The 22,831-nt window shown below is 45.7% G+C and carries 22 protein-coding genes and 1 pseudogene; 16 read left to right on the top strand and 7 right to left on the bottom strand.

Going from position 1 to position 22,831, the window contains the following annotated elements; all coding sequences use genetic code 11:
• Positions 1-159: 159 nt before the first annotated feature.
• Positions 160-540, bottom strand: coding sequence for a VOC family protein (locus tag MJO46_RS04475; RefSeq protein ID WP_253988285.1), 381 nt, complete (start codon positions 538-540; stop codon positions 160-162).
• Positions 541-1,015: 475 nt separating this feature from the next.
• On the opposite strand from MJO46_RS04475, the gene MJO46_RS04470 reads away from it, so the two are divergent.
• The 3 genes from MJO46_RS04470 to MJO46_RS04460 all read left to right on the top strand — a co-directional run bounded on the left by MJO46_RS04470 (position 1,016) and on the right by MJO46_RS04460 (position 2,339).
• The gene (locus tag MJO46_RS04470) at positions 1,016-1,720 is read left to right on the top strand and encodes a DUF445 domain-containing protein (RefSeq protein ID WP_253988284.1); all 705 of its coding nucleotides are present in this window, start codon (positions 1,016-1,018) and stop codon (positions 1,718-1,720) included.
• 81 nt (positions 1,721-1,801) lie between these two features.
• Positions 1,802-2,152: a VOC family protein gene (locus MJO46_RS04465; RefSeq protein WP_253988283.1), complete on the top strand. Its 351-nt coding sequence runs from the start codon at positions 1,802-1,804 to the stop codon at positions 2,150-2,152.
• A complete protein-coding gene (locus tag MJO46_RS04460) occupies positions 2,127-2,339 on the top strand; it encodes a DUF1289 domain-containing protein (protein ID WP_253988282.1) in 213 nt (70 codons plus the stop codon). The genes MJO46_RS04465 and MJO46_RS04460 overlap by 26 nt, the downstream gene beginning before the upstream one ends.
• Before the next feature lie 45 nt (positions 2,340-2,384).
• Here the strand turns inward: MJO46_RS04460 and cdd are convergent, their stop codons facing one another.
• Complete coding sequence (cdd, locus tag MJO46_RS04455; protein WP_253988281.1) at positions 2,385-3,275, bottom strand: cytidine deaminase; 891 nt, start codon at positions 3,273-3,275, stop codon at positions 2,385-2,387.
• 203 nt (positions 3,276-3,478) lie between these two features.
• Complete coding sequence (sbcB, locus tag MJO46_RS04450; RefSeq protein WP_253988280.1) at positions 3,479-4,891, bottom strand: exodeoxyribonuclease I; 1,413 nt, start codon at positions 4,889-4,891, stop codon at positions 3,479-3,481.
• A 176-nt stretch (positions 4,892-5,067) separates the two neighbouring features.
• Between sbcB and MJO46_RS04445 the strand changes: the two genes are divergently transcribed.
• The 3 genes from MJO46_RS04445 to MJO46_RS04435 all read left to right on the top strand — a co-directional run bounded on the left by MJO46_RS04445 (position 5,068) and on the right by MJO46_RS04435 (position 7,263).
• Entirely contained in the window at positions 5,068-5,874 is an 807-nt protein-coding gene (locus MJO46_RS04445) for a hypothetical protein (protein ID WP_253988279.1), read from the top strand.
• Positions 5,875-5,931: 57 nt separating this feature from the next.
• Positions 5,932-6,747 (top strand): 23S rRNA (guanine(745)-N(1))-methyltransferase, encoded by an 816-nt coding sequence (gene rlmA / locus MJO46_RS04440; RefSeq protein ID WP_253988278.1) that lies wholly within the window; start codon positions 5,932-5,934, stop codon positions 6,745-6,747.
• 306 nt (positions 6,748-7,053) lie between these two features.
• Positions 7,054-7,263: a cold-shock protein gene (locus MJO46_RS04435; protein ID WP_011789734.1), complete on the top strand. Its 210-nt coding sequence runs from the start codon at positions 7,054-7,056 to the stop codon at positions 7,261-7,263.
• A 433-nt stretch (positions 7,264-7,696) separates the two neighbouring features.
• Here MJO46_RS04435 and MJO46_RS04430 read toward each other — a convergent pair.
• The 3 genes and pseudogenes from MJO46_RS04430 to rne form a co-directional block, all read right to left on the bottom strand.
• Positions 7,697-8,584: pseudogene (locus tag MJO46_RS04430) on the bottom strand (SulP family inorganic anion transporter); the annotation flags it as partial.
• Positions 8,585-8,613: 29 nt separating this feature from the next.
• Positions 8,614-9,842, bottom strand: a protein-coding gene (locus MJO46_RS04425; protein ID WP_253987867.1) for an IS3 family transposase whose coding sequence is annotated in 2 segments (ribosomal slippage) — positions 8,614-9,500 and positions 9,500-9,842 — 1,230 coding nt in all. Because the reading frame shifts where the segments join, the coding sequence is not laid out codon by codon here.
• 99 nt (positions 9,843-9,941) lie between these two features.
• Positions 9,942-13,235, bottom strand: a complete 3,294-nt coding sequence (gene rne / locus MJO46_RS04420; protein ID WP_253988277.1) for a ribonuclease E — start codon at positions 13,233-13,235, stop codon at positions 9,942-9,944.
• A 595-nt stretch (positions 13,236-13,830) separates the two neighbouring features.
• On the opposite strand from rne, the gene rluC reads away from it, so the two are divergent.
• Both rluC and MJO46_RS04410 read left to right on the top strand, forming a co-directional pair.
• Positions 13,831-14,793 carry a 23S rRNA pseudouridine(955/2504/2580) synthase RluC gene (gene rluC / locus MJO46_RS04415; RefSeq protein WP_253988276.1) on the top strand — a complete coding sequence of 321 codons (963 nt, stop codon included), beginning with the start codon at positions 13,831-13,833 and terminating at the stop codon, positions 14,791-14,793.
• Between the two features lie 44 nt (positions 14,794-14,837).
• Positions 14,838-15,575, top strand: a complete 738-nt coding sequence (locus tag MJO46_RS04410) for an HAD-IA family hydrolase (protein ID WP_253988275.1) — start codon at positions 14,838-14,840, stop codon at positions 15,573-15,575.
• Positions 15,576-15,580: 5 nt separating this feature from the next.
• On the opposite strand, the gene MJO46_RS04405 is transcribed toward MJO46_RS04410, so the two are convergent.
• Positions 15,581-16,198 (bottom strand): nucleoside triphosphate pyrophosphatase, encoded by a 618-nt coding sequence (locus MJO46_RS04405; protein ID WP_253988274.1) that lies wholly within the window; start codon positions 16,196-16,198, stop codon positions 15,581-15,583.
• 265 nt (positions 16,199-16,463) lie between these two features.
• Between MJO46_RS04405 and yceD the strand changes: the two genes are divergently transcribed.
• The 8 genes from yceD to fabF all read left to right on the top strand — a co-directional run bounded on the left by yceD (position 16,464) and on the right by fabF (position 22,805).
• Positions 16,464-16,988, top strand: coding sequence for a 23S rRNA accumulation protein YceD (yceD, locus tag MJO46_RS04400; RefSeq protein WP_198783072.1), 525 nt, complete (start codon positions 16,464-16,466; stop codon positions 16,986-16,988).
• A gap of 17 nt (positions 16,989-17,005) precedes the next feature.
• On the top strand, positions 17,006-17,176 hold the full coding sequence (gene rpmF, locus MJO46_RS04395; protein ID WP_006081226.1) for a 50S ribosomal protein L32: 171 nt from the start codon (positions 17,006-17,008) through the stop codon (positions 17,174-17,176).
• A 15-nt stretch (positions 17,177-17,191) separates the two neighbouring features.
• Positions 17,192-18,220: a phosphate acyltransferase PlsX gene (plsX, locus tag MJO46_RS04390; RefSeq protein ID WP_253988273.1), complete on the top strand. Its 1,029-nt coding sequence runs from the start codon at positions 17,192-17,194 to the stop codon at positions 18,218-18,220.
• Positions 18,221-18,229: 9 nt separating this feature from the next.
• Positions 18,230-19,189: a beta-ketoacyl-ACP synthase III gene (locus tag MJO46_RS04385; RefSeq protein ID WP_198783074.1), complete on the top strand. Its 960-nt coding sequence runs from the start codon at positions 18,230-18,232 to the stop codon at positions 19,187-19,189.
• 89 nt (positions 19,190-19,278) lie between these two features.
• Entirely contained in the window at positions 19,279-20,205 is a 927-nt protein-coding gene (fabD, locus tag MJO46_RS04380) for an ACP S-malonyltransferase (protein WP_253988272.1), read from the top strand.
• 9 nt (positions 20,206-20,214) lie between these two features.
• A complete protein-coding gene (gene fabG, locus MJO46_RS04375) occupies positions 20,215-20,961 on the top strand; it encodes a 3-oxoacyl-ACP reductase FabG (RefSeq protein ID WP_253988271.1) in 747 nt (248 codons plus the stop codon).
• Positions 20,962-21,124: 163 nt separating this feature from the next.
• The gene (gene acpP, locus MJO46_RS04370) at positions 21,125-21,358 is read left to right on the top strand and encodes an acyl carrier protein (RefSeq protein ID WP_006081231.1); all 234 of its coding nucleotides are present in this window, start codon (positions 21,125-21,127) and stop codon (positions 21,356-21,358) included.
• A 208-nt stretch (positions 21,359-21,566) separates the two neighbouring features.
• Positions 21,567-22,805 (top strand): beta-ketoacyl-ACP synthase II, encoded by a 1,239-nt coding sequence (gene fabF, locus MJO46_RS04365; protein ID WP_253988270.1) that lies wholly within the window; start codon positions 21,567-21,569, stop codon positions 22,803-22,805.
• Positions 22,806-22,831 lie beyond the last annotated feature (26 nt).

The following is a 22,831-nucleotide window of genomic DNA, read 5'->3' as shown; positions in this document are numbered from 1 at the left end:
ATCTGAGTATTACCTTATGGTTACTCATCTAACCCTAAGCTGACATTAAAGGGCAACTTCTATTTTACAGTTGTACTTTTTAACGCTTGTGATCACGTAATAACCCCAAATGAGTCGTGCTTAGGGCGCAGGCGAAAGAAAGAGAGCCGCAAAATAAGGTTAGGATTTGGCATAGCTTATCGCTGCAATCAGGGCTCCCTGTGGATCTTTTATCCAGCAAAACCGACCAACCTGTGGAATATCCTCCGGCCCAAACAGGACTTCTCCCCCCAGTTTTTTGGCGTTAATTGCCACTAGGTCTACATCGTTAACCGTAATGTAACCTGTCCAGTGGCAAGGGAGGGTGGGGATTAAATTATCGGTTATACCGCCTATGCTAGCGCCTTGATTCTCTATGATATGGTACTGACCGTGCGGCATTTTAACGGTTCTAAATTTCCAGCCAAAAATCTCACCGTAAAATCCCATGGCCTCTTCGGTATTATTTGTTGTGAGTTCATGCCAGCTTAATGCTCCAGCAGTGTTAAAAGCAGAATCCATAAGCATTTCCTTAAATTTGACAGAAAAATCTAGGATAGAAGTCGGGTGCCTTGCTAAATTGCCGACCAAGTCGTAGGTTCACCATGCCGATCTCGCCTAACACTTAGCATCGAGGGCGTTATATCCCATTGACCAGAGTGTGAGGGCTGCTTTTAAGCTTGGCTTATTGTGATGGGTGCAGCTTAGATCGGAATAGCCACTTAGAGTGTAGTTGAGGCTTTGTAATAATTCATAAAGTGTTACGGAAATATTCTGCTGCATTTGTATAAACGAAAATTTATAACACATTGTTAAATTTGATAATAAATAACAGTGGTACCCAGTTCATTTGATTATGTTGGTTTGCAAGAGTCGGTTTTTTTAGTCCGTATTTTGCCGATGTTTTTTATGACTCGGACCATTAGACCTATATCCCATTCGCTTGCTAATATAGCGCAGTTTTGCATCTGATTGATGGAATAAAGGGGAATTGAGATTGAATAAGAGTTTAGCGACAAATGTGTTGGCGGCCATCTGTGTTTTGTTGGGTTATGGATTGGCTTCGCCCATTTTGTTCAATGTGGGTTTATTTGCATTATCTGGAGCTATCACTAACTGGCTAGCCGTGTATATGTTATTTGAGAAAGTGCCTGGATTGTATGGTTCGGGAGTTGTGCCATCCCGTTTTGAGGAGTTTAAGGCGGGCATTGCCCATCTTATGATGAAGCAGTTTTTTACCACTGAGAATATCGATCGTTTCCTCTCTGAAAAAGAAGGGATCAGCCACATAGATTTAGCCCCTGTGATTGATAAGGTGGATTTAGCGCCTGCATTTGATGCCTTAGTGACTACGGTCGCACAGTCATCCTTTGGGGGAATGTTATCTATGTTTGGCGGCACTGAAGCACTGATGCCACTGAAAGCACCTTTTATCGAAAAAATGAAATCGTCACTGGTTGAGATGGCTCAAAGTGATGAATTCCATGAGTTATTAAAACAGGAAATTGAACAGCCCAATGTGATGGCCGATTTGCAAATGAAAATTGCCAATATCGTTGAGCAACGCCTCAATGAGCTAACGCCACAAATGGTGAAGCAAATAGTGCAAGAGATGATCCAAACACATTTAGGTTGGTTAGTCGTGTGGGGCGGGGTGTTTGGCGGCGTGATTGGACTTGTTGCAGCCTTGATCCAAGGTTAATCTGGGGTTTAAAGCTCCCTAAAGCTGGGAGCTTAGGCTTCCATTTTTAGCTAAGAATTTTATTCACTTACCAGAGGCGCTATGAATCATCATCACAGTATTAATTATCTGGAAATCCCCAGCCGTGATATCGCAAGTTCCAAAGCCTTCTTTAATAAGGTGTTTGGTTGGAAGTATGTGGATTACGGCCCAGAGTATAGCTGCTTTATGGATGTGGGGATCACGGGTGGGTTTTATCAGGCGGATGTGAATTTTACACTTGTGCGTGGCTGCCCATTGATTGTCTTGTATAGCAATGATTTAGAGAGTACCCAAGCTTCGGTTATCGCAGCGGGAGGAAAGATTACTACTGAGATATTTAATTTTCCCGGGGGAAGACGATTCCATTTCACTGAGCCCTGCGGTAATGAATATGCCGTCTGGTCCGAGTGAGCCGCTCACAAATCCCTGTGTCAGAAACTGTTGTTTGGATGAACAAGATATTTGTTTGGGGTGTTTTCGGCACCTGGATGAAATTTTAGCTTGGCGGTCGATGTCAGAAGAAGAGCGTTGTTGTTGCTATGTCAAGATGGCGGAACGCAGGGAAATTCAGCAGGCGAAATGGATGACTAAAAAATAGCGCGGTGATAGTGCTTACTCTATCACCGCGCTATGGGAAATATTGTCAGACAGGGTCGACAACAATGTGTTCAAGTTCAATCGCCGCAACTGTGTGGAGTGCATCCATGGTTGCGCCCACTAAACTGATTTTCCCTTGGGAAGACTCGATAAGCACGGCCCGGCTTATCTCACTGAACTCACGATTGTGGCGAGTGAGATTCGATAAGGCCATTTGCATTGGCAACATTGAGGGGTTAAACGCGGCATTTTCGGCGTAACGTCCACAATAGGTTGCACCATCGGCCGTTTCAAGCACGACGGCCGCATAACTTTGAGTGTAAGGAGCATAACTCAAGCCTGCGTGATCTAAGCCTTCGATGATCATAGGATCGCTACTGTCGAGCGCAAATGCCATTTCGTGCTTTGCCAGTAAAGGTGAAGTGACATTCAGATCCGTAGGACCAAAAGCATAGGGTAAATAATAGGCTAGCGAGTGACTGTCTTGGGCTGGTAGGTGAATGGCTATCTTAGCTCCATCGACCAACTCATTCATAAATTGGCGGCAATGACCACAGGGGCTTGCATTAACAATTATATCAACGATTTGGCTTTCACCACTGAGCCAAGCATGACTAATCGCGCTTTGTTCTGCGTGCACTGAGTGGAACAGGGCTTCTCCGGGTAGCTCTAAATTGGCACCCATATAGATATCACCACTCTTGCCCTTGGCAATTGCGCCGACGTAAAACTCACTGATCGGCGGTTTAGCCAGTGCCGCTGCTATGGGTAATAATGCGAGTAATACTTCTGCCTCGGTCATCTTGCTGGCACGCGTTAACTCAGCAAGTTGTTGTGCATCAATGTGTCCAGCAAAGTTTTGATGCAATAAGGGAATAAGTGCATCGGCCAACGGCGTTGGCAACTGGGTTATGCTGCGAATAAATCTATCTTGCATTTCCCGATTCCTTGTTTGTTAAGTTCATGGAATAACATTCTAGTAATTTTGTTACAGTATAAATGCGAGTTAGCTCGCGTTTATGGGCTCAAAACCTGTACCTAAGTGCATTTCTGATGGAATCTACACTCATTTCGTTACGATTACTTACGCTAAAGAGTGAGTGTTTTTAACTAATTGATTTTATAAGTATCTTTTATTGATTAAAGTGCTCGCAAATAGTGACATAAAGCTGTCAGCAATTTTTGTTTGATTTCATCGGCCTCAGTATCTTGAAGTAGATTTTCAAGTTTCAGCAAATAATCTTGATCTGCTAAACGGCCTTGGCAGAATTCACGCCAACGCTGTGACTCTTGATAATCCAATAGCTCTGGGTAGTTTCGGGCGCGATAACGAAACAGCATTTCAGGGATGCGAGCATCGTCAAATTGCAATTCGAGTGCGGCTAGATTTTGCGGTAGGGTATGACGGATTATTTCCATTTTGGCTTTGTCCGCGGGACTAAAAAAACCTCCGGAATACAACATTAAATCGGGATCCGTTGTCGAACTCTCCCCATCGAGTTCAAACAATTGTGCCAGTTTCTCCCTAAGCTCCGGATGACTCTTCAAGCGTTTATATTGCTCCCTTGCGAAAGCTTTATCGATATTGAGTCTCGCTGCCTGCGCATCGTCCAGAATTTTAGCCGAAGTGATAAAAGGGCATTTATTTAAATGGATTTGTTTGACCGGAATAGGTAACTCATCTTCGGCCAAATCGGCTCTTGCGGTGTACATTCGAGTCTTAATTTGTTCTACATCAAGCTCAAATAGCGGCGTTAAATCCATCGCTAAATTAACGCAGATCACGGCATTCTTGTTGATTGGATGATGGGCAACGGGCGCAATTAATGTAGTACAACCCTGTTGGGCACTGATCTTTGAGCTAACATGGGCCAAAGGCTGCATGTTGAGCACATCAATCTGATCGGCAACCGCTTGTTTTCGACGCAGATCAAAATAATATTGGTAGAGTTTGGGCTGTTTTTCTTTGATCAGTTTGGCCATGGCTATAGTTGCATAAACATCGGACATAGCATCATGGGCTTTTTCATGGCTTAGACCATTTGCCTGGGTGAGGTGCTCTAATTTAAAGCTAGGTGAGCCATCTTCTTTTAATGGCCAGTTAATTCCTTCGGGTCTAAATGCGTAGCAAGCGCGAACTAAATCAATGATATCCCAGCGTGAATTGCCATTTTGCCACTCCCGAGCGTAGGGATCGATAAAATTACGGTAAAAGCCGTAACGGGTCACTTCATCATCAAATCTAAGGGAATTATAACCCGCGACACAGGTATTGGGCTGGCTAAAAAGTGCCTGAATACGTCCCATAAACTCCGTTTCGGCAATGCCTTTTAAATTGGCCAATTGTGGGGTGATCCCCGTGATTAAAATGGCTTCGGGGGAGGGGAGATAATCGCTGGCCTGTTTGCAGTAAAAGGTCTCGGGTTCACTAATAATATTCAGTGCTAAATCGGTTCGAATACCCGCAAATTGTGCAGGTCTATCCTTTGCGGGATGAGTCCCGAAAGTCTCATAGTCGTGCCAGAATATACTTGGCTGGAATTGTGTAGACATAATTTAAATCAAATGACCGTTTGTCGAATATTAGCATCTTAACACTGAAACCCCTTGGAAGCACATTTGCCCTGTGTCTAGGACGAGGAATTATATTGAAAAGATAATCGCTTAACAGGTGATTTTTACCTCGTTTGAGCGTTACAATTCAGCCTGAAAAGGGGAATTAATGTCTTATGTATCATCAATATCTAAATGAACCTATGGTCCTCGATGCCGATAAAGCATCAATTATGACCTTATCATTGCCTGCCGATATCAGTGATTTTATTGTGCTACAAGCAATGAGCGCACCTCTATTAGAGTTGATTGTGGTTGCCGATGGGACTCAACCTAAAATCGCGATTCGGTTTCAGCCACTGATGGGGCTTAAGTTAAACTCTGTGCCCTCTGAACAGATCCAATTTTCTAATTCAATTCAGCGCTCGTTTGGGCAAGGAATGCGTCTCTACAGTCGTATGGGGACCGCGCCTAAGTTTTGTGCCGCGGAGCTACGTACCGGAGTTTCTTTCAAATTAGATTTGAATGACGGCCTGTGTTTGGCATTACAATCGACCTCGAAATTTGAGTTAGTGCCATTAGAGTCCGATTTAAGAGTGCTACATGAGCCGCAGGTACTGCTTATGGCTAAAGCGATATTGGCAAGGCAATACGATTATGGTGCGTCATCGGAAGCTCTTGCAATATATCTGACTGAAATTGAACAGGTTAGAGCTGAACTGCAAACCTTTTTACGTGGAGAGTTAGGGCAATATCATGCCAGTTTAGCCGAAGAGGCAATTAGACTCGATCCTTTATTGCAACAAAAACGCCAATGGATGTTTCGAACTTATACTCATATGTTTGAACGTCCGAACTATAACCGCGCCTCTAATGATGCACAAAGTATCGATAAATCCTTGAGAAAACTCGAATGCTTCGAACTACTCGCCACCCCCGAGCTGATACAGATGGTTGAGCGATTAATGGAAGATGAAGCCTGAATTTGCTTGTTATCATCAGTAAAATTAATAGTTTAGTAAAAATTATAGAGCCCGAATATGTCATACTTATGTCCCCTTTGCGGCTTGCCGCTTACGCTGGCCGAACGCACTTGGGGCTGCCCGCGACAACACAAATTTGATATAGCCAAAGAAGGCTATGTGAACCTGTTACCAGTACAAAAGAAAAACTCTAAAGATCCCGGTGATAACAAACAAATGATGTTTGCTCGGCGGGAGTTTTTAAATGCGGGTTATTATCAAGGGCTGAGCGATAGGGTTAATCAACTGGCATTGGAATACGCAGGCAGAGCGCAGCAAGTCCTCGATATCGGTTGTGGGGAAGGTTATTACAGCCATCGTCTATACCATATACTCACACAGGAACACCCCTGTCATTTTCAAGGGTTGGATATTTCTAAATCTGCGATCAAGTATGCCGCCAAGCGTTATCCTCAATTAGAATTTTGTGTTGCGAGTGCCTATGAGATGCCAATAGCATCACACAGTATTGATTTGGCGATTCGGATTTATGCTCCCTCAAAAAATGAGGAGCTGCAACGGGTAATGGTCAATGATGGTATTCTCATTACCGTTTCACCCGGCCCAATGCACCACTTTGCCTTAAAGCAGCAAATTTATGCCGAGCCAAGGTTGCATCCTAAGTCTGATGCCAGCATCGCAGGGTTTGAATGCTTACATCAGGAGCGACTTATGTCGCAACTTGAGCTAAAAGACAGTGAACATATTGCCCATTTTCTGGAAATGACGCCCTATGCGTGGAGGTTTACCGCAGAGCAGAAACAGCGCTTTGCCCTAGATGGGCTTTGCTGTGAACTCGATTTCCAAATTGAAGTACATCGCATTTCAAAATAACAATCAGATTTAAGCTATTGAAATAAACTATTTAAAATGCTTAACTGTTATTGCTAAACCGTATGAACATTCATGTTCTACGGGCCGGTTGAAAAACCCTAAGTTGAATTAGGCAAAATAAATATTTCAAAGTGTCGCAGTATGTTGACTTATCTTTAGAATGGTTTATAGTCTTACTAGCTTGAAGGTTGGGCTTATATTTATGTGTTCAATACGACCAGTTCGTCCTGTAAACATAAGTAATACCGGCATTTTCCAGCTCCACCGCCGTTAAGGCTTTAATTTTTTATTTACAGGATTTATATCATGTCTCAAGTTACTGGTGTTGTTAAGTGGTTCAACTCTGATAAAGGTTTCGGATTCATTGAGCAAGAATCAGGTCCAGACGTATTCGTACACTTCCGTGCGATCAACTCTGACGGTTTCAAAACTCTTGACGAAGGTCAAAAAGTGTCTTTCACTGTGACTCAAGGTCAAAAAGGTCCACAAGCTGAAAACGTAACCATCATTGGTTAATTTTCAGTGTCGTTAGCTAAGCGCTAATGATAATGGATTTAAAGAGCTGTGGTTTATACCATGGCTCTTTTTGTTTGTGTTGAATTTATACCTCAGCTCCTTCCGCGTTCTTTTTTTTCTGACAAATTTTTCCGATAGTTACCTCTTCTTTTATACCAATCACATTAAATATCTAATTAGTTCAGAGCCTCACAGGCATCTCACTCCAAGGCGCATTGACGCAGAAATGGTCATTCCCTTTTAAGTCAATGCAACACGGGAGTGTATGGCTCCCGAAGGGTGGCTGATGTTCACTCCATGGCTGCACGCTTTATACTGCGTAAGGCTTTCTACAGAGCACCACTATGCCTCTAAGCCTTCGCCTTGTCTAAAGCGCGTTGAACCCCCACTGAATGAACAGATATTTAATACGATTGGTATTAAACATTAACGCTTATGAATCGAGTTTGTCATCGGCGACTTTATAGTGTGGATCATCAAGCAAATTGACCTCGACCAGATCACCCGCTTTTCTCAGTAGCGCTTTACAGTCGGCACTCAAATGGATTAAGTGCAATTTTTTACCTGCATTAACATAGCAGCGTTCGGCCAGTGTATCTATTGCCTCTAGTGCCGAGTGGCCGGCTACACGGGAGTTTTTGAAATCAATAACTACGTCCTGGGGATCTTGGGATGCGTCGAATAACTCTAAAAAGTTAGCAATTGATCCAAAGAATAGCGGCCCATTGAGTTCGTACACTTTCCACCCCTGCGCATTCTGGCTCACATTGACACTGATATGTTTAGCGTGTTGCCAAGCAAATACCAACGCTGATACTACAACACCGACAAATACCGCAAAGGCAAGATCGGTAAAGACAGTCACGGTCGTCACTAGCACAATAACGAAGGCGTCATGTTTTGGCACTTTACCCATAAATTTAAAGCTGGCCCATTCGAAAGTGCCGAGTACCACAATAAACATCACTCCGACTAGTGCAGCTAATGGGATGATCTCAATGAAAGAAGCACCAAATAAAATAAAAATCAGCAGTGCGATAGCTGCAGTAATGCCAGATAATCTGCCGTGTCCTCCTGAATTAATATTAATCATTGACTGGCCTATCATGGCACAGCCACCCATGGCGCCGAAGAAGCCACTGGTGATATTACCTACACCTTGTCCAACACACTCTCTATTACTGCGGCCGCGGGTATTGGTCATTTCATCGATAACGGTGAGCGTTAGTAGTGATTCAATGAGTCCAACCGCCGCAAGGATGAATGAATAGGGCAAAATGATATACAAGGTTTCAAAATTAAATGGGACGGCAGGAATGGCTGTCCCGTCCTAAGATAGGTTGACAGTTTTTAGGCCAGCTCCAGTAGCTGGCCTTTTCTATTGTGCACCTGATTAGGGGTTGCCATATTCAAACTCAGATGCGGTCTCATATCGTTGTATATTGCTATCGATTCTCTAACAAGTATCTTCAGCTCCGCAAATGTCCTACATCGGTGCAGTAAAAACTCCTGCTTCAGTATGCCATTCACTCTTTCTGCTAATGCATTTTGGTAGCAATCATAACCATCCGTCATTGACGGCTGGATTTGGCTCGCCTGAAGCGCATTCTGATAAACTGCTGAGCAGTATTGTAAGCCTCTGTCTGAGTGATGCACCGCGTTGCCAATATAGCGTTTATCTTTTATGGCCATTTTTAACGCTTTCACCACACTCTCGGCTTTCATGTCTTTACTCACGTGATGACCGACTATCTTACGAGAACTCGCATCGGTGACCAGTGACAGGTAGTGCACACCTTGGTCTGACTCAAGATAGGTGATATCGCTGACCAGTACATGCCCTGCATCATGTAGTCCTTCCTCTTTCAGCAGATTAGAATGCTTCTTCATCCAGTGTTTGCTGAACGTGGTTTTTGTGTAGCTTTTCTTCGGTTTAACCAGCAAACCTTCACTTCTCAAATAGGTAAAGAACCCATCTCGCCCGAGTTTAATATCGTGTTCAACCAGCTTGGATTTTATCAACGAGTAGAGCTTACGGGCCCCTAACCTTGGCATATATTTACGCCAGTACTGGACCCAGTCTTTGATGACCGATAGCTCAGCTCTACGACGTTCCATTCGAGCAACTGCCTGATAAATACCTTGCCTCGACATACCCGCAGCACGACATGCGGCTGCGAGGTTTATTTCTCCGTTGCCTTTTGCTTGCCAGACGTACCGGATAAGTACTTTTTTTTGAGGCCAGCTCCATATTCATTGTCCATGATATCAACCATGCCATTGAGGATTTGGTTGCGCAGTTTCTCTTCTGCTAACTCACGTTCAAGGCGCTTGATCGTTTCGGCAGGGGTTTCTTTTGACTTAGGCATAAGGGGATGCTGAAAAGGTTTCGACCAATCGAGTCTACCATGTTTTCGAAGCCAAACGAGTACGGTTGAACGGCCTTGAATACCAAAACGGCCTTGGGCTTGTTTGTACGTCATTTCGCCTTTTTCAACACGCTCTACAACGCCTAATTTAAAGGCTAAGGTGTAATCTCGTTGTGTGCGCTTACGGCTTGAGTTAATTGATGTTGTCATAAAGAAGTCCTCTTTATGTCAACGTATTTCAGAATGTCCCGTCCTGAAATAAAAAAGCCATGCAGTTGCATGGCTTTTTTGAGTGGAAAAGGCTTACGCTTATGGGCGCGCCATATCCGATTCTGCGCTGTTAGCCAGTTTTACCTTAGGTGCCGAGGCTTCGTCGGTTGTATTCGAGTCGTATTCACGTCCCTTAGGTACTTCGACTTGGGCTCTTACTTCAACCACAGGCTTAGTCATATCCGACGATACCATAGCTCCAAAGCGACTGGCAGCTTTAGGCTTGCTTGTCACTGTATCCGTCACTTGCGGATTAACCGTCGTCGAAGCCACTTGAACTTTCGCCTGAGGTTTAGTGATTGCGGCAGGTTTTGCCATCGGAGCCGATGCGACAGCTTTAGCAGCGTCTTTTGCGGTTTCTTTTACCACAACAAGGTTCTCTACTGCGGGTTCTATGTTGACCTCAGCCGCTTGGGCCGTTGCTTCAACTATAACCGCGTCGTGAGTAACTGCTTTTGCTTCTGGCTGCGGGTTTGTTACAGCTGTCGCTTCTGCTTGTTCTGTTACCTGAGCTTTGATGTTTGACACGGCAACCTCTGGTGCTATTGCAACCTCGGTTTCAACAACAGCAACGGTTTCATTTACTGCGGTTGTTACGGCTTCCACTGGCGCGGCAAGATTAACCATCTCTACTGCTTGTTCAACCGGTGCCTGTGCTACAACGACTTCGGTATTTGTTACTGGAGTCGATGCTGCCACGGGGGCGCTTATCACTTCGCTTGGGTACTCTTGATCAGCACCTAATTCATCGTTAGGAATGAATTGGGCTGGCGCGGAAGTACCTTGCTCATCTTCATCGCGGCGGCGACGTTGACCAGCAGCGCGTAGATGACGTGGACTACGACGACTACGGCGCTGTCCATCGCGGGATTCGCGTTTGGCTCTTTCTTCTGCGTCGATATTATCCGCATCTGTTTCAGTTGCTTGTGAATCAACAGTCATCTCGGCAACATCGTCTTTGATTTGGTCAGCACTGCCAGTTTCAGCACCATCAGTTGAGGCTAAGGGCGTGTTAACTGTGTCATCGATATTCACAGCAGCGGTTTCAGTTGCATTAGCTTGAGTTTCGGTAAGTTCTGCGGCGATGTCGGATACTTCCTTCACCTGGGCCGTTTCTTTACGTGGCTGACGACGTGCACGGGGAGCTTTGGCTTCTGTTGGCACTTCCTGCGCGATTTCTGCTGCCACCGCGGCATTAACCGCCGCGACTTCAGCTAACAGGGCTTCTTCTTGAAGGCTGCTATCTGGCGTGTTGCTACCATTGTCAATACGCACTTTGCGGCGCATATTACGACGTTGGCGACGTTCACGGGCGACTTCTTGCTTAGGGGCATCATCTGCTTCAATGTCGGCAACAACCTCTTTTGGCGCTTGTACACGTGGCTTAGGTTCGGCTTTAGCTGGACGTTTAGCCGCTTCATCTTTCTCGCGTACTGGACGTTCTTGTGTGCTGACTGCTGCATCTGTCGGTTTTTTTGGATTGCGGCTACGCGGCTCACGAGTGCCTTCTTTTGCTTTGTCGGCATCTTGGGCATTGCGTGGGCGGCGAGTGTCATTACGACGGTTACGTCGATTTGCGTTAGACGCACTGGTATCAGTTGTTTTAGTTTCAACAACTTTTACGGGTTCGATTTTCTCACTTGGCGCAAACATGGCACTGATTGCACTCACAAGCTTGCTGAAGAAGCCTGATTGTGGCGCTTCAACTTTCACCGTTGGTGATGGCGCTTGCTCCACTTTTTGTGGTGCAGCAAAACCTTTTAATGCTGGCTCTGGTGCTGCGGTACGTTCTAGCTTGCGCGGTTCGTACAGTTTGGCTTCAGGATGCTCAATACGTTTGTAGCTAGATTCGCTGATTTCATCATCACTGCGGTGACGGATCACGCGGTAATCTGGCGTCATCATGTGCGCATCGGGGATCACATACACTTCAACATCGTGACGTTGCTCTGTGATGCGAATGGCTTTGCGTTTCTCGTTTAACAAGAAAGCCGCTACATCCACAGGCACAATCGCTTCGATTTGAGAGGTGTTTTCTTTGATGGCTTCTTCTTCCATCAAACGTAAAATCGACAGTGCTAAAGACTCGGTACTGCGAATCGTACCTTGGCCATGACAGCGAGGGCAGATATGTGCAGCGGATTCTTCTAAGGATGGACGTAGACGTTGACGCGACATTTCCATCAAGCCGAAACGAGAAATACGACCTAATTGAACGCGGGCGCGGTCATGGTGCACGGCATCACGTAAACGGTTTTCCACTTCACGCTGATGGCGCACTGGCGTCATATCGATAAAGTCGATCACCACTAAGCCACCTAAGTCACGTAGGCGTAACTGACGGGCAATTTCATCGGCGGCTTCGAGGTTAGTATTAAGTGCTGTCTCTTCGATATCGCCGCCTTTAGTGGCGCGGGCAGAGTTGATATCGATTGAGGTTAAGGCTTCTGTTGGGTCGATAACAATCGAACCGCCCGATGGCAGACGCACTTCACGTTGGAAGGCGGATTCGATTTGTGATTCGATTTGGAAGTGAGTAAATAACGGTACTTCGGCTTCGTACAGTTTTACACGCTCAACAAAATCAGGGCGAACTAAGGCGATATGTTGCTTAGCTTCTTCAAAAATACGGGGATGATCGATGAGGATTTCGCCCACATCACGGCGTAAATAGTCACGAATAGCGCGTACGATCACGTTACTTTCTTGGTGAATTAAGAAAGGCGCGCCCTTAGTTTGTGCCGCTTCAGTGATTGCTGCCCAGTGGTGCTGCAGAACTTTTAAGTCCCACTTAAGCTCGGCTGATTCTTTGCCTACACCGGCGGTACGCACGATAAGCCCCATGCCTGCTGGCACTTCTAAATCGGCCATCGCTTCTTTTAACTCAGTGCGCTCATCACCTTCGATACGACGGGATATTCCGCCTGCACGTGGGTTGTTTGGCATTAACACTAAGTAAGAACCCGCTAGACTGATAAAAGTCGTTAATGCAGCGCCTTTATTGCCGCGTTCTTCCTTGTCAATTTGGACAATAACTTCCTGTCCTTCGCTGACCACTTCTTTGATATTTGGGCGACCTTGGAACGAATATCCCTTAGGGAAATATTCTCTGCCGATTTCTTTTAGTGGCAAAAAACCATGGCGATCGGCACCGTAGTCGACGAAAGCGGCTTCTAAAGAGGGTTCTACGCGGGTAATTTTACCTTTGTAAATATTGGATTTTTTTTGCTCATGACCTGGACTTTCAATATCTAGATCATACAGTTGTTGCCCATCAACAAGGGCAACACGCAACTCTTCTGATTGAGTTGCATTGATTAACATACGTTTCATGATGACGTCATTCTTCTTTAAATAGAGGTCATCAAACAATCGCGTTTCGCTGCATTACGGGCCTAGCAGTGGTCGACTGAGCCTCACGGCTGGTGTGGCTAGGCAAGGTGCGCATTACTGTTAGACGCAGTCGCTGCGTGTCGCATCCTATTTATGGCTTATTTTTTAATGATTACAAAAACAAGGAATTCGTTGTAAAACATCAACCAACCCCATAAATTCTTTAGTTTCGTTCCGGTAATGCCCAAGTCGAATCGGTTTGTCTGACGACAAGTTAAAATATTGTTCGAAATCGGGGAGAAAAGCTCCGGGAAAACCTCGTTAAAACAAGGTGATTTTCTCGATTTAATCGTAAAAACGTATTTGTGGTATTTTTACTCAATATACGATTTGCAAATCAATGAGTTGCTATCAAGAAAATGTTTTTTTATCCGTAAAACTTTCCGCTTGGGATTGGGGTCTTGTGAACACTTTATTCACGGCTTATCCCTAATCGCTGGTGAAATATAGCAATAATCAAAAAATTCAGCAATGGAAAGGCACAATTCTTCTCAGTTGTTGTACAATGGCGGCCGTTTTAGTCAGATGGCGCATCATGAATACAGTATCCACCCCACAGCAACAGGTTCAATTGATCACTATCGATGAAGATCATTTCGAACAGCGAATCGACAACTTTTTAATGACGGCTCTTAAGGGCGTGCCTAAGAGCATGATCTACCGCATCGTCCGTAAGGGCGAAGTACGGGTCAATAAAAAACGCATCAAACCTGAGTACAAGTTGCAGATGGGTGACATAGTGCGTATCCCTCCCGTCAGAGTGGCGGAGCCGGATAATCGTACCGCACCTTCGGCTAATTTGAGTAAGGTGTCGCAGCTCGAAGATCGTATCTTACATGAAGACAATCATTTAATTGTGCTCAACAAACCTGCGGGCATTGCCGTGCATGGTGGCAGTGGTGTCGATTACGGTGTGATTGAAGCGCTGCGTTCCTTAAGGCCACAACAAAAGTTTTTAGAATTAGTACATCGCCTCGATAAAGACACTTCGGGGGTGTTACTGGTTGCCAAAAAGCGTAGCGCACTCAAGCATATGCACGATCAACTGCGCTATAAAAAGATGCAAAAGGACTACTTAGCCTTAGTGAAAGGGGAGTGGTCTGCACAGGATAAAGTCGTCAAACAACCTCTACTGAAGATCACGCTAAAATCCGGTGAACGCATTGTGCGTGTGAATGCTGAAGGTAAACCTTCTGAAACGCGCTTTAAGATTATGCAGCGCTATCAAGGCTGTACCTTAGTTCAAGCCAGTCCTGTGACGGGCCGAACTCACCAAATTCGGGTGCACTGTCAATATGCAGGTCACCCTATTGCCTGTGATGATAAATACAGCGAGCAAGGATTTGATGACAGCATGCGTGCACTCGGCCTTGAGCGTTTATTCTTGCATGCGGCTGAATTGATGTTTATTCATCCTGAAAACGACGAAGTGATGCGGGTTTCTGCGCCCTTAGATGACAATTTGTCACTGGTTTTGAGCCGACTTAAACGCGTCTAAAACGGTTAAATATACATTTTATGCTTTACGGACGATGATGTTTTATGAGAGTGCAACCTAATCGGTTTGATGCCAGAAAATATGATTTAGTGATTTTCGATTGGGATGGCACTCTGATGGATTCCATCGGTAAAATCATCGTTTGTATTGAAAATATGGCGAGGGCGTTCACTTTACCTATCCCAGCCGAAAGCGATATTCGCGATATCATCGGCCTTTCTATGACAGAAGCGCTGCGAGTCCTGTTTCCACAGGGACTCAATTCCTGCGTTTCTTCTACATATTCTCAGCATTCGCACTCTAAAAATGAATTTAGCCAAGGCGAAGATGATGAGTATCAGCAGATGCGCGCCGAATTTAAAGCACAGTATTTGCATTTAGACACCACGCCAACGCCGCTCTTTGCACAAACGCCCATTTTAATTGATGACTTGTATAAGCAAGGCTACCAATTAGCCGTTGCAACCGGTAAGGCCCGCGCGGGGCTTGAGCGCGTCTTTGAGCAAACAGGCTTAGGTCGATATTTTGTTTCATCCCGCTGCGCCGATGAAGTGCACAGCAAACCCCATCCTGAGATGATCTCAAGCTTACTAAAAGAATTGAATATCGCCCCTAACCGAGCTTTGATGGTGGGCGATTCCTTGCTGGATTTGACCATGGCGGCCAATGCCGGAATTGATAGCGTTGGTGTGACCTATGGCGCCCACAGTGCCGAAAAGTTGCTACGGGCAAAACCTATTGCCTTGATTGACTCACCCGCGCAATTACTGCGATACCTCTAACGCTTTCATGCTAAAGCTGTAATAGCTGTCCCAGCGCCGTAAGTGAGAACATCTATCCCTTGGGCTAACAGCATTTCCGTCAGTAATATCAGTGGCAAGCCCACTAAGGCATTGGGATCGCGACCTTTAAGCTCTGTAAATAATGCAATGCCCAGGCCTTCACTCTTAAAACTGCCCGCGCAGTAGTAGGGCTCTTCCTTTTCTACATAGGCGACAATCTGTGCATGGCTAAGGTGCCTGAAATGCACAGTGAAGGGTTCAACCTCAGCGGTCATCGCACCCGTTGCGGCATTATAGAGTGCAAGACCCGTATAAAAGGTGATGGCCTTGCCAGAGGCTTGGGTGAGCTGGGCAACGGCATTATCAAAATGATGGGGTTTACCGATAATCCTGCCATCTATTACGGCGACCTGATCTGAGCCTATGATCAGGCTATCTGGGAAAGATTCTCCCCCAGCAAGGGCTTTGGCTTGTGCGAGCCGCAGCACTAGAGCCTGCGCAGACTCGTCCACCTTTGGCGTTTCATCAATATTGGGATTACAGCATTCAAAGGCTAAACCCAGTTTTCGCAGTAATGCTTGTCGATACACAGAGGTTGACGCTAACACTAAATGGGGAGGCATATTGGCGATGTCCACAGCTTTAATAGGTCGTTATTGTCGCGAATCTTGGCCAGAAAGTGCAAGCCTTTTGTATTTCGGCGTTTCTTTTCGATGAATGTCGCTATTTTAGGCGGCTTACGCTTGTATGCCTTCGCTTGCTTGGGTAAAATTTCGCTTCCGTTAATTTCAATGTTGGGGCTGGAGAAGGGCTTAAGTTGCAGACTGGGACTTAAGTTAGAAATTTTTCTTTGACTCTAGCGTTTTCAAACTATAATATGCGCGCCTTATGCAAACAGTAAAGATACCGGTTTCAATTGATCCATTTCGTGCTGCCTCGAGTCGTATGACTTATCAGGGCGTAGTTCCTGGTGTGCAGCTGAAAAGATTAAATGAGTTATGTGCCGGCGACTGTTCCGATGTGGCAGTGTCGCTTGAATGTGGTGTGGATTTACAGGGGATAGTCTACCTGAAAGGGAAGGCTGTGACGGAGCTCACTCTGATATGTCAACGCTGCATGACGCTATTTACCACTGAGGTTACGGTCGAGTTTTGCTTCGGTCCATGCCGGACTAAGGCAGAAATCGATGAGCTCCCGGATGCGTATGACCCAATTGAGTGCAATGAAATTGGCGAAGTACGTCTGCATCAATTGATCGAAGATGAATTGATAGTCGCTATGCCGATAATCCCTATGCATGAAGAAATTGATTGTAATATGGGATCTAAAGACATAGTTGTAGGCGAGATCGAACCCGCTCAAGAGGAGCGTCCAAATCCGTTTGCAGTGTTAGAAAAACTGAAGAGCAAGTAATCTAGGAGACAGGGCCAATGGCTGTACAACAGAACAAAAAATCTCGTTCAAAGCGCGGTATGCGCCGTTCACATGACGCACTGAGCACTGCTCAGCTGTCTGTAGACGCTACCAGCGGTGAAATCCATATGCGTCACAATGTGACTGCAGATGGCTTCTATCGCGGTAAAAAGGTAATCAACAAGTAATTTGTTGGTTTCCTAATGACGAGTCTGACGCTTGCGTTAGATGCGATGGGTGGCGATCATGGCCCCCACGTCACAGTGCCTGCAGCCTTGCGGGCACTAAAATTACACTCTTTTCTTAAAATCATTTTAGTCGGTGATAAGACTGAAATTGATGTCTATTTGCGCCAAGCTGAACCTTTACTACTTTCCCGTATAGACGTTATCCATACAGATGAAGTCGTCAGTATGACGGATAGACCCGTGCATGCTTTACGTACCCGCAAGAATAGTTCCATGCGCTTAGCCATTGAATTAGTGAGGGATGAGCGTGCGGCCGCGTGTGTCAGTGCCGGCAATACGGGCGCGCTGATGGCCATGGCAAAGGTATTATTAAAAACCTTGCCAGGAGTGGATAGGCCTGCGCTTGTCAGTTGCTTACCTTCTGTCACTCAAAAGCCCGTCTATTTGCTGGACTTAGGTGCGAATATTTCCTGTGATTCTGAAACCTTATTCCAATTTGCCGTAATGGGTTCAGTGCTCTGTGAAGCGGTGGATAAAAAATCTCGCCCAAAAGTGGCTTTACTCAATGTCGGTACTGAGGAGATTAAGGGTAACGATCAAGTTCAGCAAGCCGCGCAGATCCTGCAAAATACCGATCAGATCAATTACACAGGTTTTATCGAAGGCGATGAAATCTATTCCGGTAACGTGGATGTCATCGTTTGTGATGGTTTTGTGGGTAATATCACGCTTAAAACCTCTGAAGGCATTGCCAAGTTATTGGTACATCAGTTAAAACGGGGACTAACCCAAGGTTTATTCGTGCGTTTTTTGGCAAAACTCATCGCCCCTCGTATTCAGGCGGTCCTCAGTCAGATGAACCCCGACCACTATAACGGAGCAAGTCTGATAGGATTGCGCGGAATAGTTGTAAAAAGCCATGGAAATGCGGATGAAACTGCCTATTTACAAGCAATTAGTTTGGCAGTAACTGAAGCTCAACGTCGACTCCCTGAAATGATAAAAGATCGTTTAGAGTCGATTCTTTTAGATATAAATAACTGATCCCTCCTTATGCATACAAAAATTCTCGGAACTGGTAGTTATCTACCGGTGCAGGTGCGTAGCAATCAAGATTTGGAAAAAATGGTAGAAACCACTGACCAATGGATTGTTGAACGTACGGGTATCTCTGAACGTCGCATTGCGGCCTTCGATGAAACCGTTTCTACTATGGGCTATCAAGCGGCATTAAAAGCGCTGGAGATGGCGGGCATTGATGCATCAGATTTAGACATGATCATTTGTGGCACCACCAGTGCGGCAAATGCTTTTCCGGCCGCTGCCTGTGAAATCCAAGCCATGCTTGGGGTTCATACTATTCCGGCCTTCGATATTGCGGCCGCATGCTCAGGCTTCGTATATGCACTTTCAGTCGCCGATCAATTTGTTAAAACTGGTGCTGCAAAAAAAGTGCTAGTGATTGGTGCGGATGTGTTGTCTCGCCTATGTGAGCCAGAGGACCGCACGACTATTATTCTGTTTGGTGATGGTGCCGGCGCTGCCGTTATCGGTGCATCCGACGAACCCGGGATTATTTCAACCCACATTTATGCCGATGGTCGTCAGGGCGATTTATTGAAATGTGCTTTTCCGCCGCGTCAAGGCGAAACCTCTGAAGCGGTCGGCTTTATGACCATGAAGGGGAACGATGTTTTTAAAGTGGCGGTGACTCAGTTATCCCATGTCGTGACTGAAACACTGCGGATAAATAATATCGATAAGTCAGAAATCGACTGGTTAGTGCCACATCAAGCTAACTTTCGCATTATTAACGCCACAGCGAAAAAACTCGATATGAGTTTAGATAAAGTAGTGTTAACCCTCGCGAAACACGGCAATACCTCCGCTGCTTCTGTGCCTATTGCACTCGATGAGGCCGTGCGTGATGGCCGTATTCAGCGTGGACAATTATTATTGCTCGAAGCTTTCGGTGCTGGGTTTGCGTGGGGCAGCGCGTTAGTGCGTTTCTAAAAATTTTCATCTAAGTGACATAGGCTTATGTTTATCTTAGAGATGTAAATCTTTTTCAATAAATTAAGTTCGCCATAGGTAATTTGAATATGGAAAATATTGCTTTTGTATTTCCTGGCCAAGGTTCACAAGCTTTAGGTATGTTAGCCGAACTTGCCGAGTCACACGCCATCGTTGGGCAAACCTTTGCCGAGGCGAGTGAGGTACTAGGTTATGATCTGTGGGCATTAGTGCAAGAAGGTCCCGTTGAAACCTTAAATGAAACCGATAAAACCCAGCCAGCACTTTTGGCTGCAAGTGTTGCCATTTGGCGTGCTTTTGTAGTATCGGGTAAAGCCATGCCAGCTATGCTTGCAGGGCACAGTTTAGGTGAGTATTCGGCTTTAGTGTGCGCCGGAGTTATGGATTTTAAAGACGCGATCAAACTAGTTGAGCTACGCGGCCAACTGATGCAACAAGCGGTTCCTGCTGGAACGGGTGCTATGTATGCCATCATTGGTTTAGATAACGAGGGTATCGCTAACGCCTGCGCCGAATCGGCTCAAGGTGAGGTGGTAAGCCCAGTTAACTTTAACAGCCCTGGCCAAGTCGTGATCGCAGGTCAAAAGGATGCAGTTGAGCGCGCCGCCGCAGCGTGTAAAGCGGCTGGTGCGAAAATGGCGGTGGCTTTACCTGTCAGCGTGCCATCCCACTGCGCATTAATGAAGCCTGCCGCAGATAAACTTGCGGTTGCGTTGAACGATGTGGTGTTTTATGCACCTAAAATCACTGTGATTAATAATGTCGATGTGGCTTCTCCAACGTCAGTCGATGAGATTAAAGATGCATTAGTACGTCAGTTATATTGTCCAGTCCGTTGGAGTGAAACCGTTGAACTGATGGCCGAAAAAGGCATTACGCAACTGGTGGAGTGTGGTCCTGGTAAAGTATTGACGGGACTTACAAAACGAATTAATAAATCACTTTCTGCCCAAGCGGTTAATGATGTTGCTTCATTTGCAGCATTAACTGAGTAAGGAGTTTGTATGCGTTTTAGCTTGAATTTAACCGGTAAAGTGGCCCTAGTTACGGGTGCTAGCCGTGGTATTGGCCGCGCCATTGCCGAAACATTAGTCGAAGCGGGTGCGGTTGTGATAGGAACTGCCACAAGTGAGAAGGGCGCCGCAGCAATCCAAGAATATCTGGGTGACAAAGGTTTTGGTTTAGTGCTTAATGTCACAGATAGTCAATCAATCACCGATTTATTCGCCTCGATCAAAGAAAAAGCGGGTGATGTTGATATTCTAGTCAATAACGCGGGTATCACCCGTGATAATTTGCTGATGCGAATGAAAGATGATGAATGGCAAGATATCATAGATACCAACCTGACATCATTATTCAGACTATCAAAACCTGTAATGCGTACCATGATGAAAAAGCGCTTCGGCCGTATCATCAATATCGGTTCAGTGGTAGGTACTATGGGTAATGCAGGTCAGGTTAACTACTCGGCAGCAAAAGCCGGTTTGATTGGATTTACAAAATCTCTTGCAAGAGAGGTTGCATCTCGTCAAATTACGGTTAATGCTATCGCTCCTGGATTTATCCAGACCGATATGACTGATGAGCTGACCGAAGATCAGCAAAAAGCTATCATGTCTCAGGTTCCGATGGAACGATTAGGGCAGGCGCAAGAAATCGCCAATGCAGTGCTCTTTTTGGCCTCGGATTCTGCCGCTTACATCACAGGCGAAACTTTGCATGTGAATGGCGGAATGTACATGGTTTAAGGGCGGATGGCAGGGATACTGTCGCAACTGAGTAGTGATCTGTATCAATTGGTCGCTAAATTTCGTGGTTAGACCACGAAAACTAAGCTTGCATTGTCAGCCAAATCTAATAAACTACTCGCAATCTTACGCAAGTGCGTAATTTGAATAGGAAAGAAAACTAATGAGCAACATCGAAGAACGTGTAAAGAAAATCATTGTAGAGCAACTGGGCGTTAAAGAAGAAGACGTTAAACCAGCGGCATCTTTCGTTGACGATCTGGGTGCAGATTCTCTGGACACTGTTGAGTTGGTTATGGCTCTGGAAGAAGAGTTCGATACCGAGATCCCTGATGAAGAAGCTGAAAAGATCACTACTGTTCAAGCAGCGATCGATTACGTTTCTAAGAATCAGTAATTCTGAATTCTTGAGAACAGGCGGCAAATATGCCGCCTGTTTTTGTTTTATCCCCGCTAAACTCTGCAGTAGTGCCATTCAATCGTCTCTGGATCCCGTATAACCTTTATCCATGAGATGCTCGCCGCAGATTGGCGAACAATTTCCATGATAGAAATGCATTTATCTGTCATAACTTAATCTATTTAGCATTCAAAAGGTGACTGCCGTGTCTAAACGTCGTGTAGTGGTAACCGGTTTAGGATTAGTAACTCCCGTGGGTAATACCGTCGATACTTCTTGGACGGCTTTGCTTTCTGGTAAGAGTGGTATTGCACCGATAACCAAATTTGATGCCAGCGAATTCACCACTCGTTTTAGTGGTTCTGTAAAAGATTTTGATGTGGAGCAGTACTTAACTAAAAAAGACGCCCGCAAGATGGATCTTTTTATCCAATACGGTATGGCGGCTGGCATCCAAGCTATCCAAGATTCGGGTTTGGATATGAGCAAAGAAAACCCTAGCCGAGTGGGCACAGCTATAGGTGCGGGCATGGGTGGTATGTGGTTGATTGAACAGAACCACAGCGCTTTGATCAATGGCGGTCCTCGCAAAATATCCCCCTTCTTTGTGCCAAGCACCATTATCAATATGATTGCCGGCCATTTATCGATTATGTACGGTATGACGGGCCCTAACTTTGCCGTTACTACTGCCTGTACTACGGGTGTGCACAATATTGGCTTTGCGGCGCGCACCATTGCCTATGGTGATGCGGACGTGATGGTGGCCGGTGGTGCAGAAGATGTGACCTGTCCATTGGGTGTGGGTGGTTTCGGTGCCGCTAAGGCGTTGTCGACCCGTAATGACGATCCCACCGCGGCGAGCCGCCCTTGGGATAAAGATCGCGATGGTTTTGTGATTGGTGATGGTGCTGGCGTGATCGTGATGGAAGAGTATGAGCGTGCTAAAGCGCGCGGTGCAACCATTTACGGTGAGTTAGTCGGTTTTGGTATGAGCGGTGATGCTTTCCATATGACATCGCCACCAAGCGATGGTGCTGGCGCAGCCGCGGCTATGGTTAATGCCATTCATGACGCTAAATTATCACTGGAGCAAATTGGTTATATCAATGCCCATGGTACCTCGACTCCTGCGGGTGATAAGGCCGAAGCGGCAGCGGTTAAGTCGGTATTTGGCGATCACGCCTATAACTTGCTCGTCAGCTCTACTAAGTCAATGACTGGCCACTTATTGGGTGCTGCAGGCGCGGTTGAAGCGATTTTTACTCTGCTTGCACTGCGCGACCAAGCCGTGCCACCGACCATCAATTTGGATAATCCAGATGAAGGCTGTGACTTAGACTTCGTTGCCCATACCGCCCGTGATGTGAAGTTAGATTACGCCTTGTGTAACTCCTTCGGCTTTGGTGGGACTAACGGCTCATTACTGTTCAAGAAAGTGTAAAACACGGATTGGTAGTGTAAGAAGAC

Source organism: Shewanella sp. KJ2020, assembly GCF_024197625.1.
Classification (GTDB): domain Bacteria; phylum Pseudomonadota; class Gammaproteobacteria; order Enterobacterales; family Shewanellaceae; genus Shewanella.
The sequence above is the reverse complement of the archived record's forward strand: the minus strand, read 5'-3'. Positions and strand labels throughout refer to the sequence as shown.